11 protein-coding genes and 1 tRNA gene are annotated in these 10,591 nt (G+C 33.8%); 11 read left to right on the top strand and 1 reads right to left on the bottom strand.

All coding sequences use genetic code 11. The annotated features are described in order from the left end of the window. The first annotated feature begins 61 nt into the window (after positions 1-61). Both I4N53_RS11490 and ymfI read left to right on the top strand, forming a co-directional pair. Positions 62-136 (top strand) — tRNA-Gly (locus tag I4N53_RS11490). A gap of 123 nt (positions 137-259) precedes the next feature. Continuing rightward, positions 260-997, top strand: coding sequence for an elongation factor P 5-aminopentanone reductase (ymfI, locus tag I4N53_RS11485; protein WP_013149568.1), 738 nt, complete (start codon positions 260-262; stop codon positions 995-997). 23 nt (positions 998-1,020) lie between these two features. Here the strand turns inward: ymfI and I4N53_RS11480 are convergent, their stop codons facing one another. Beyond that, complete coding sequence (locus tag I4N53_RS11480; RefSeq protein ID WP_013149569.1) at positions 1,021-1,743, bottom strand: pseudouridine synthase; 723 nt, start codon at positions 1,741-1,743, stop codon at positions 1,021-1,023. A gap of 142 nt (positions 1,744-1,885) precedes the next feature. Between I4N53_RS11480 and I4N53_RS11475 the strand changes: the two genes are divergently transcribed. The 9 genes from I4N53_RS11475 to I4N53_RS11435 all read left to right on the top strand — a co-directional run bounded on the left by I4N53_RS11475 (position 1,886) and on the right by I4N53_RS11435 (position 10,509). Next, on the top strand, positions 1,886-2,608 hold the full coding sequence (locus I4N53_RS11475) for a hypothetical protein (RefSeq protein WP_370623311.1): 723 nt from the start codon (positions 1,886-1,888) through the stop codon (positions 2,606-2,608). A gap of 8 nt (positions 2,609-2,616) precedes the next feature. Further along, a complete protein-coding gene (locus I4N53_RS11470) occupies positions 2,617-3,525 on the top strand; it encodes a glycosidase (protein WP_012994233.1) in 909 nt (302 codons plus the stop codon). A 14-nt stretch (positions 3,526-3,539) separates the two neighbouring features. Further along, positions 3,540-4,439, top strand: coding sequence for a glycosidase (locus I4N53_RS11465; RefSeq protein WP_214496309.1), 900 nt, complete (start codon positions 3,540-3,542; stop codon positions 4,437-4,439). A 206-nt stretch (positions 4,440-4,645) separates the two neighbouring features. Beyond that, entirely contained in the window at positions 4,646-5,692 is a 1,047-nt protein-coding gene (locus tag I4N53_RS11460; protein WP_028992382.1) for a sugar phosphate nucleotidyltransferase, read from the top strand. A gap of 29 nt (positions 5,693-5,721) precedes the next feature. Continuing rightward, positions 5,722-6,897, top strand: a complete 1,176-nt coding sequence (locus I4N53_RS11455) for a glycosyltransferase family 4 protein (RefSeq protein WP_044018449.1) — start codon at positions 5,722-5,724, stop codon at positions 6,895-6,897. A 20-nt stretch (positions 6,898-6,917) separates the two neighbouring features. Beyond that, the gene (locus tag I4N53_RS11450) at positions 6,918-7,967 is read left to right on the top strand and encodes a beta-L-arabinofuranosidase domain-containing protein (RefSeq protein WP_214496308.1); all 1,050 of its coding nucleotides are present in this window, start codon (positions 6,918-6,920) and stop codon (positions 7,965-7,967) included. A gap of 53 nt (positions 7,968-8,020) precedes the next feature. Further along, complete coding sequence (locus tag I4N53_RS11445) at positions 8,021-8,998, top strand: ATP-grasp domain-containing protein (RefSeq protein WP_012994238.1); 978 nt, start codon at positions 8,021-8,023, stop codon at positions 8,996-8,998. Between the two features lie 142 nt (positions 8,999-9,140). Beyond that, positions 9,141-9,908: an SDR family oxidoreductase gene (locus I4N53_RS11440; protein WP_013149575.1), complete on the top strand. Its 768-nt coding sequence runs from the start codon at positions 9,141-9,143 to the stop codon at positions 9,906-9,908. A gap of 25 nt (positions 9,909-9,933) precedes the next feature. Further along, positions 9,934-10,509 (top strand): TetR/AcrR family transcriptional regulator, encoded by a 576-nt coding sequence (locus I4N53_RS11435; protein ID WP_214496307.1) that lies wholly within the window; start codon positions 9,934-9,936, stop codon positions 10,507-10,509. Positions 10,510-10,591: the final 82 nt, after the last annotated feature.

The raw sequence follows: 10,591 nt of genomic DNA, 5'->3' as shown, positions 1-10,591 counted from the left end.
ACCGGCTGTTAACCGGTAGGTTGTAGGTTCGAGTCCTACCTGAGGAGCCAATTTAAAAAATGCGGATGTGGCTCAGTGGTAGAGCATCGGCTTCCCAAGCCGAGGATCGCGGGTTCGAATCCCGTCATCCGCTCCATAAGAAAATGAAGGTTCTGCGAGGTAAAAGCAGAACCTTTCATTATTTTTTTGATATTGACATAATTTTATTTTTTTATAAAATTACAAAAAGAACTATCGATTGTTGTAGAAGGTGAAAGAGATGTTAAATGGCAAAGTAGCGATTGTAACTGGTGGTGCTGGGGACATAGGAAGAGAAATTTGTATAGAGCTTGCAAAAGAAGGTGCTTCTATAGCAATACATTATAATAACAGTTATGATAAAGCAGTGGGACTTAAAGAATACATAAAAAATAATTTCAGTTATGCGGAAATTTTTAAAGCAGATATTTCAGATAGACAACAGGTAGATAATATGATTGATAGTATTTACAATAGATTTGGTCGCATTGATTATCTTATAAATAATGCAGGAATTGCCCAAATCAAACCATTTATAGAAATAACAGAAGAAGATTGGGATAAGATGATGAATGTCAATTTAAAAGGTATTTTCAATTGCACACAAAGTGTTTTAAGGTATATGTTACCTCAAAAATATGGGAGTATTATAAATATTTCTTCAATTTGGGGTATTTCTGGGGCTTCTTGTGAAGTACATTATTCAGCATCTAAAGGAGGAATAATAGCTTTTACAAAGGCTTTGGCAAAAGAGCTAGGGCCTTCTAAAATAAGAGTTAATTGTATTGCTCCTGGAGTAATTGACACTCGAATGAACAACATTTTAAATAGGGAAGAAAAGGAACACTTAATTGAGGGTATCCCACTTATGAGCATAGGGAAACCTCAAGATGTAGCAAATGCTGTATTGTTTTTATTATCTGACAAGTCAAATTTCATAACAGGGCAAGTTATAACAGTAGATGGGGGATTTATTTGAAAGGCTTGGCGAAAGCCTTATTTTTATATCGACTTTTTCAGGAGAGATAGCTCTTCTTCAGACAATTCTCTCCACTGCCCAGGTTTTAGATTTTCGTCAAGGGTAAGACTACCCATGGCCAATCTTTTAAGGTATACGACCTTTTTGCCAACTGATTCAAACATTCTTTTTATTTGGTGGTATTTCCCTTCTCTTATATAAACATAAACTTTTGATACCTCAGAGGATAAAAGAATTTCAAGGTCTGCAGGAAGAGTTTTATAGCCATCTTCAAGTACAATACCTTCTTTAAAAGCTTTAATATCCCTTTCATTTACAAAACCTAATATTTCAGCATAATATTTTTTTATCACATTTTTTTTTGGAGATAAAAGCTTATGTGCTAAATTTCCATCGTTCGTTATAAGAAGCAATCCTTCTGTATCTTTATCAAGTCTTCCTACTGGAAAGGGATTTCGAGCTTTTAATTCTTGCGGTAATAAGTCAATAACGGTTTTTTCAATAGGATCATATGTAGCGCTAATAACTCCTTTTGGTTTATTCATCATAATATATATAAATTCTTTGTAATTGATCTTTTCGCCATCAAATAAAATTTCATCAAATTCAGTATCTACAATTAGACCAGCATCTTTTACTGTATTTCCATTTACCAATACAAGACCTTCTTTAATGAATTTTTTAACCTCTTTTCTTGTACCAATGCCTATATTTGATAAAAGTTTATCTATTCTCATCTTTGCCATATAAATTACCCCCAAAAAGAGTCTATGATGTAATTATAACACGAAATTTTGTATTTTTAGAGTATATAATATTGGTAAAGAGTGGAATCATGATGAGATAAAAAGTGAATTTATTGAAGCGAAAAGCTTAGGCATTAATGTAATGAGAATAAATCTTTTTTGGGAGGATTTTCAGCCAAAGCCTGATGTAATATCAGAGGAAGCGGTGAAAAAGTTTGACGAGCTTATTAAAATATGTCATGAAGTTGATATGAAAATCGCGCCTACTTTTTTTGTGGGGCACATGAGCGGTGAGAATTGGGATGTGCCGTGGAGAGAAAGCAGAAATATATACAGTGATTCATTTATGTTGAGGCATCAAATTAAATTGGTACGATTTTTTGCTGAAAAGTACAAAGATGAATCTGCTATTTTGTTTTGGGACCTTTCAAACGAGCCGGACAATTATATAAAAGCAGAGTCAAGACATGATGCTTGGCTGTGGAACTATGTCTTATCAAATGAGATAAAAAAATACGACTTTACGTATCCTATTGAGCTCTATTTAAGTTATATGCCCGATGTATATAAGACTGACAGGTCTTATTTGATTTATAAGTATGCTAAAGAGCTGAGCGGAATAGAATACAATGTAAAAGTAGAGTCTCCTTATATTGAAGTAAAAGAGTTTGATTATAACGGAAAAACCCTTGTACTCTTTATAAATCATGAAGACATAGATATCGACACTAAGATAAACGTAAGAGAAAAAACAAAAAATAGTGAGAAAATACAAGATTTAATCAGCGGAAGGCAGATTAATTTAGAATATTTAACAATAGAGGCTAATGGAGTAGTTGCAATATTGCTGGAAAAGGGGGTATAAATGGAGGGATGTTCAGACTGACAAGACTTAGTGACAAACCCATATTGTCTCCGGTAAAAGAGCATGAATGGGAGAGGGGGGCTGTTTTTAATGCGGCAGTAATATATGAAGATAATAAATTTCACTTGTTTTACAGAGCCTCTAATAATAAATTTGTGTTGAATACTGAAAAGCCCGAAGAAAGATATAAATTTATATCCTCCATTGGATATGCTGTAAGTGAAAATGGTATAAATTTCAAAAGATTTGATAAGCCTGTTTTAGTAGGTGAGACTCCACAAGAAGCTTGGGGAGTAGAGGACCCAAGGATTACAAAAATAGACAATAAGTATTACATGCTCTATACAGGTTTTGGAGGCAGGGACTGGTTGGATTTTAGAATATGTATGGTTTGGTCTTTTGATTTAAAAAATTGGAAAGGGCACAAAATCGTTCTCGATGAGCCTAATAAAGATGCAGCGCTTTTATCCGAAAAAATAAATGGAAAGTACGTGCTTTTTCATAGAAGAATGCCCGATATTTGGATTGCTTATTCTGACGATTTAGTAAACTGGTATGACCATAAGATTATAATGTCCCCTAAACCTCACACATGGGAGTCAAAGAAAATTGGCATAGCAGGACCTCCTTTAAAAAGAGAAGATGGATGGTTATTAATATATCACGGGGTGGATGACAAAAATGTATATAGACTTGGTGCAGCTCTTTTAGACTTAAAGGATCCGTCAAAGGTTGTTGCAAGACAAAAAGAGCCTATTTTAGAGCCAGAGCTTGATTGGGAAATAAATGGGCTTGTGCCTAATGTGGTGTTTAGCTGCGGTGCGATTGAAGCAAATGACATGTATTACGTATATTATGGAGCAGCAGATACCCATATAGGTGTAGCAGCTATTGAAAAAAGAAAAGTAAAATTTTAAAAGGAGTGTGTTACGTGATAAGATTAAAGAGATTGTCGGATAAGCCAGTACTTGTACCAAAAGCAGAAAATGAATGGGAAAGAGCAGCGGTTTTCAACACTGCAGCAATTTATGACAATGGACTATTTCACTTGATTTACAGAGCTACTGACATTGGACCCCATGCTAAATATGGGAAATATACTTCTCGTTTAGGATACGCAGTTAGCAAAGACGGAATTAATTTTATGAGATTAGACAAACCAGTGATGAGCAATGAGACAGAACAAGAGCTCAGAGGATTAGAAGACCCAAGGATAGTTAAAATTGACGATATTTATTATATGATGTACACAGGTTTTGGGGACAGATTCGATGATGACTATAGGATTTGTTTGGCTACATCCAAAAACCTTATAGATTGGGGGAGAAAAGGAGTAGTTTTAGATGAACCTAATAAAGATGCCTCTTTGTTTCCTGAAAAAGTTGAGGGTAAATATGTAATGTTGCACAGGAGATATCCCGATATTTGGATAGCATTTTCTGACGATTTAAAAAATTGGTACGACCATAAACCAATATTAAAACCCATTCCCAACACATGGGAAAGCACGAGGGTAGGAATTGGAGGACCTCCTATTAAGACAAAGGACGGTTGGTTTTTGATATACCATGCAGCTGATGACAATAATGTATATAGATTGGGAGCAGTCCTTTTAGATTTAGAAGATCCATCAAAGGTTATTGCAAGGCAAAAACAGCCTATATTAGAGCCAGAACTTAAGTGGGAAAAAGAAGGGTACATTCCTAATGTTGTATTTAGTTGTGGTAATGCTGTAAAAGATGATACTATTTACGTTTATTACGGAGGAGCGGATACTGTTATAGGTGTGGCTACTTTAGAGATGAAAGATATCATTTTTAACAGGCTTTAAAAGGCCTGTTTTTTATTTACAGAAAAGTACTTGACATGCCAAAAAGGATTAATTATAATACTTATTAGCAGCCGAATTTAAAGAGTGCTAATATATTTTTCCTCTTCTTGGTTCTTCTCGTTCTTATAATTACATCACTCACTTACACCCTTCTTTTGTTTTTAAACTTAATTTTTGAAACTTCATAAATAAGGAGGGGGTCTTTTATGAAGGCGTTGCTATTGGCAGGAGGTTTAGGGACGAGACTCAGACCTCTTACAGATGACCTGCCAAAACCGATGGTTCCTATCATGGGAAGGCCTCTTTTAGAAAGTATTATTTTAAACCTTAAAAAAAGTGGAATAGATGAGGTTGTAATAAGTACTTATTATAAATCCCAGTATATTGAAGATTATTTTAGACAGAAAGAAGATTTAGGTGTAAAAATACACTACATTACAGAAGAATCTCCTTTGGGAACTGGCGGAGCAATAAAGAACGCCGAAAAATTTTTTGATGATACTTTTCTCATTTTAAATTCTGATATTGTCAGCGATGTTAACTATGCAGACTTGATAAAATACCACAAGAGAAAAAGAGCACAAGTAACTATTGCATCTATTGAAGTAAGAGATACTTCTCAGTACGGTGTTATAGAATTTGATGAAAAAGGGTTTATAACTGCTTTTAAAGAGAAGCCCAAACCAGGCGAGAGCAATTCTAAATATATTAACGCAGGAGTATATGTATTTGAACCTGATGTGCTAAAGGAAATTCCAGAAAATACAGTGGTGTCTGTAGAACGAGAGACCTATCCAACGCTTCTTGAAAAAGGGTATAGAATGGCTATTTATAAATTTAACGGTTACTGGATAGACATAGGTACAATAGACAAGTATAAAAAAGTTCATGAGGATATTTTAAGAGGAAAATCAAGATTTATAAGTACTAATTTCTCAAGAGGAATAATTTTGGGAGACAATGTTAAAATTCATCCTACTGCAAGAGTAATAGGACCTGCTTATATTGGAAATAATACTGAAATTGATGCTTATGCTACGGTAGGACCTTATACAGTAATTGGGAATAACTGTCGAATAGGTCAAGAAAGCAAAGTATCCAAAAGCATATTGTGGAATAATGTAAAAGTTCGCAGGTTTGCGAGATTAGACAATGCAGTTGTAACTTCAGAATGTATCGTAGAGGTGAATATGGAAATTAAGAATACAGTGTTTACAGCTAATAGGTTAGCGAGTAGCACAATGACAACTTAATACTAAGCAAACTAAGAAGGGGGTGTGATATGATGAATATAACGGGGAGAAATGTAGCATTTTTAAGCACTTATCCACCAAGAGAATGTGGTATTGCGACCTTTACTCAAGATCTAGTTAATGAAATAAAAAAGATAAAACTTATAAATTTTGCAGGAGTAATTGCAATAAATGACAATAAAGTTTATGAATACGACAGTGATGTCAAATATCAGTTACAACAATTTGTAAGAGAAGATTATGTAAGGTTAGCCAGGAAATTAAATAACTCAAACATAGATTTGCTCGTTATAGAACATGAATACGGAATATTTGGAGGAAAATGGGGAGAGTACTTATTAGATTTGGTAGACAACTTAAATATACCCTTTGTCTTAACTGTCCACACAGTATTATCAAATCCAGATGAAAAACAACTTATGATACTAAGAAAATTAGGTGAAAAAAGTATTCGCGTAGTAACGATGGCAAAAAATACCATACCACTTCTTGAGAAGATATATCACATACCCTCCTGTAAAATCACAGTGATTCCTCATGGAGTTCCCAGTCTTCCAGTATTGCCCAAGGAAACATTAAAAGAAAAATACGGATTTCAAGGACGAAAAATAATAAGCACTTTTGGTCTTATAAATCCTGGTAAGGGAATAGAGTACGGTATAGAAGCAATAAGTATTGTAGCTCAAAAATACAAAGAAGTACTATATCTAATTTTAGGCCAAACCCATCCAAACATAAAGAGAGAATTTGGGGAAGAATACAGGGAGAGACTACAAAAATTAGTCCGCGAGCTTGGAATAGAAAAGAATGTAAAATTTGTAGATAAATATCTTACAAAGAAAGAGATTTTGGAATATTTGAAGATGTCAGACATATATATGACTCCATACTTAAACAAAGAACAAGCTGTAAGCGGTACGTTAGCATATGCAGCAGGTTTAGGAAAAGTGATTATTTCTACTCCTTATATGTATGCTGAAGAAATTTTAGGTGAAGGAAGAGGTTTACTGGCTAACTTCCGTGATGCAAATTCTTTAGCTAAACATATTGAATATGTATTTGAAAATCCTGAAAAAAGACTACAGATAGAGTCAGCAATTAAGAAATTAGGTAATGCAATGATGTGGAATAACGTTGCTTACAGGTATGTCATAATGATTTTGTCTGTATTGGACAGTAGATCAAAGGAGGAAATTGTGATATAGAGGAAGGGGGAAATGGAATAATGAAGGTATCAACTAAGTTTCAGCATCTTTTCAATTTAACGGATGATACAGGTATTTTGCAACATTCCCTTTACTCTATACCCGATTTGACAAAAGGCTATACTACTGATGACAATACAAGAGCTCTTATTGCTGCTTCAATGCTATATGAAGTTTACAAAGATGAAAAGTACCTTGAGCTTTTAAGAAGATATCTTTCTTTCCTGATTTATGCCCAAAACAGCAAAGGATATTTTAGAAATTTTATGAACTACAATAGAGAATTTATTGAAGAAGTTGGATCTGAAGATTGCTTTGGAAGATGTCTTTGGTCATTGGGATATTTATTAAATACTAATTTGTCAAACGGATTTAAAAATGTAGCACTAGCATTACTAAAAAAAGCTTTACCCAATGTGGCAAATTTAAATTTTCTTCGCGGTAACGCTTATTCGTTAATAGGATTAAGCCTTTTATATAATTCTGATGTTACTGAATTTAACAAAGAGAAGATAAAAAATTTGATGATTTCTATTTCAAAGAAGATAGTCCAAAGATATAGACAAAACAAAGATGGAGAGTGGAAATGGTTTGAAAATGTAATGACTTACAGCAATGCAGTAATTCCATGGTCTCTTCTTAAAGTATACACTGTTACAAAAGATGAGGAAGTCTTAGAGGTTGCAAAAGAAAGTATGGAATTTTTAGCGAAAGTAACTTTTAAAAATGACTATTTTAAACCGGTTGGCTGTAAAGGATGGTACAAAAAAGGAAATGAAAAACCTGCAGAGTTTGATGAACAGCCGATAGAGGCATGTGAAACTGCTCTTATGTATACAGAAGCTTATAAAATTTTTAAAGAAGAAAAGTACAGAGAAAAAGCTTTTAAATGCTATAAATGGTTTTTAGGTGAAAACTCAAAAAATGTAAGTTTAGTGGATGAGGAAACAGGAGGTTGCTATGACGGCCTAACTAAAGATGGAGTAAATTTAAATGAAGGAGCTGAGAGCGTAATTTCACTCATTATAACTGAAATGATAGTGAATCATACAGATATTGTATTTAAGTGATATTCCTTTTTTCTTCTAAAAATTTTTATAAAAATTGAAAAGGGTGATGCCATATGAAGATCGGTGTGCTCTGGAGGAAATTCAGGAATGTCGAATTTCAGAGGAAATTGATGCCAGACAAAGTATATGACGATGCCTATGATGAAGCATACCATCATTATATGGCCATAAAAGAAGCTGGATTTGATTCAGTTCTCATAGAATGGAAGGAAGATCCATTAGAAACTTATGAAACTATAAAAAAAGAAAAAGTCGATTTAATTTTTAATGCCTCAAGTATGAAAGAAGTAGCATTTCTGGAAGTATTCAACATACCATACGTTGGGTCTGGATTAGATCTGGTGGCTACCGATAAAAGAATGAGAAAAGACATTGTGGCTTTTCACGGTTTGCCGACACCTAAATATGTAGTTGCGAAAAATTCTCAAGAGATTCCTCCTGTGGGTCATCTTAGATTTCCTTTATTTGTAAAACCTATTAGTGGAAGAGGAAGTGCAGGAATAGATGAAGAAAATATAGTTTATGACAAGGATAAACTTCCACAAGTTGTAAGCAAGATAACAGAAAAAATAGGACAAGCAGCACTAATCGAAGAATTTATTGAAGGAAAAGAAGTGACCGTTGGAATAATCGGATATAAACACCCACAAGTATTGCCTTTATTGGAAGTAGGATATAATAACGTTAAAACTAATACTTATGAACATAAAATGTTTGACAATGAGATAATAAAATGCCCTATGGAAGTATCAAAGGAAGTGGAAGAAAAGATTAAAGAGACGGCTTTAAATATTTATAAGGTTTTAAATGCCAAGGATTTTGCAAGAATTGATATGATTTTAAGCAAAGATAATGTTCCTTATTTCTTAGAATTGAATACATTTGCGGGACTTACAATGTCAAGTAGCAAAGGTGAAAAGCATGTTCATCACGGATATATGGGTTATATGGCAAAAGCGGCAGGTTTAACAAGAGGAGAATTTATTGGGAAGATTATAGAAAGTGCTATAGAAAGGTATAAGTTAAAATAAATTTATTCACAAAATTTATTTGATTTTTGCTATTTTTTTGAGGTATATTTTTTATAGATAAGGTAAACCTCTTCAAGTTTAGTAAATGAGTGGGGTTACCTTATCTTCTTTTATAAGTTAAGAGATTGGAGGGTTAATAACTATGGATTTTAATGACAAAGTAGTGATAGTGACAGGTGGAGGACAGGGAATAGGGCGGTGTATCGTGCAAACTTTTGCTGATAAAGGAGCAAAAGTAGTTATAGCCGATATTGACGATGAAGCTGGCATAGAAAATGAAGAATATATAAAATCTAAAGGTGGAGACTCACTTTTTGTACATACAGATGTTTCTTTAGAGGAAGATGTTGGGAATTTGGTAGATAAGACGATAAAAACCTATGGTAAGATCGATATTTTGATAAACAATGCAGGTGTTGGAGCAAGAGGGACGATTTACACAAGGCCCATGGAGGAATGGGATAGAGTTATAAATGTCAACTTGAGGGGAACATATATGTGTTCAAAATATGTTGCTCCTCACATGAGAGACAATGGTGGAGGAGTCATAATAAACATCGCTTCTACAAGGGCATTTATGTCAGAACCTCATACAGAACCTTATTCTGCTTCAAAAGGAGGTATTATAGCCTTAACCCACTCTCTTGCAATAAGTTTAGGTTATGATAAAATAAGAGTGAATTCTATAAGTCCGGGATGGATAGAAGTGTCTGAATGGAAGAAAAGTAGAGAAGCTAAAAAGCCCCAATTGACAGAAGAGGACCATTTGCAGCATCCTGCAGGGCGGGTAGGTAAGCCAGAGGACGTAGCAAATGCATGTTTATTTTTATGTTCGGAAGAAGCTTCTTTTATTACAGGAGCAAATCTCATTGTGGATGGCGGAATGACAGTTAAAATGATATATGTTTAATTTTATTGAAAGGGAATGAAGGGAAATGAATAAGACAAAAGAGAAGATTTTTAAAGCGGCGATAAAGACCTTTTCAAAAAGTGGATTTTACAAAAGCACCATGGAAGAAATAGCGGAAAATGCTGGGGTAGCAAAAGGGACATTGTATTATCATTTTAAAAGCAAAGACGATATATTGGAGTTTTTAATTGAGGAAGGTATAAAAATTTTGAAACAAGAAGCAATAGAAGAGATAGGTAAGCTAAATAATGCTATAGAAAAACTACAGAAAATCATCTTTGTACAGACTAATTTTTTGTACAGAAATCACGACTTTATAATAGTTTTGCTAAGCCAAATATGGGGTCATGGGGAAGTTCCTCGCAAATTCAGGGAGAAATTATATACTTATCTTGAGTTAATAGAAAATATTATTAAAGAAGGCAAGGAGCAAAAACTCATTGCTGATTGTGATGAAAAGATAGTAGCAGCTGCCTTTTTTGGCATGATAAGTTCAATTTTGGCATTGAAAGTTGTAGAAGATAGTGACGAGAAATTTAATCCACACGATATAACGGATAGTGTGTTTAATTTTGCATTAAAAGGGCTTCAACTTCAATGATAATACACCTCAAAGGAGGTGTTTTTTATTTTGGTTAGTTGTATAATTAAATGCAACAGATAAAAGAATAGAAACCATAGTG

It is taken from the genome of Thermoanaerobacter sp. CM-CNRG TB177 (assembly GCF_018588165.1).
Classification (GTDB): Bacteria; Bacillota; Thermoanaerobacteria; order Thermoanaerobacterales; family Thermoanaerobacteraceae; genus Thermoanaerobacter; species Thermoanaerobacter thermocopriae.
The sequence above is the reverse complement of the archived record's forward strand: the minus strand, read 5'-3'. Positions and strand labels throughout refer to the sequence as shown.

Bases quoted from the DNA above. Each gene is read 5' to 3' on its own strand.
- I4N53_RS11450 (WP_214496308.1), top strand. From the start codon at position 6,918: ATGAAGGTATCAACTAAGTTTCAGCATCTTTTCAATTTAACGGATGAT.
- I4N53_RS11460 (WP_028992382.1), top strand. From the start codon at position 4,646: ATGAAGGCGTTGCTATTGGCAGGAGGTTTAGGGACGAGACTCAGACCT.
- ymfI (WP_013149568.1), top strand. From the start codon at position 260: ATGTTAAATGGCAAAGTAGCGATTGTAACTGGTGGTGCTGGGGACATA.
- I4N53_RS11480 (WP_013149569.1), bottom strand. From the start codon at position 1,743: ATGGCAAAGATGAGAATAGATAAACTTTTATCAAATATAGGCATTGGT.
- I4N53_RS11440 (WP_013149575.1), top strand. From the start codon at position 9,141: ATGGATTTTAATGACAAAGTAGTGATAGTGACAGGTGGAGGACAGGGA.
- I4N53_RS11455 (WP_044018449.1), top strand. From the start codon at position 5,722: ATGATGAATATAACGGGGAGAAATGTAGCATTTTTAAGCACTTATCCA.
- I4N53_RS11445 (WP_012994238.1), top strand. From the start codon at position 8,021: ATGAAGATCGGTGTGCTCTGGAGGAAATTCAGGAATGTCGAATTTCAG.
- I4N53_RS11475 (WP_370623311.1), top strand. From the start codon at position 1,886: ATGAGAATAAATCTTTTTTGGGAGGATTTTCAGCCAAAGCCTGATGTA.
- I4N53_RS11435 (WP_214496307.1), top strand. From the start codon at position 9,934: ATGAATAAGACAAAAGAGAAGATTTTTAAAGCGGCGATAAAGACCTTT.
- I4N53_RS11470 (WP_012994233.1), top strand. From the start codon at position 2,617: ATGTTCAGACTGACAAGACTTAGTGACAAACCCATATTGTCTCCGGTA.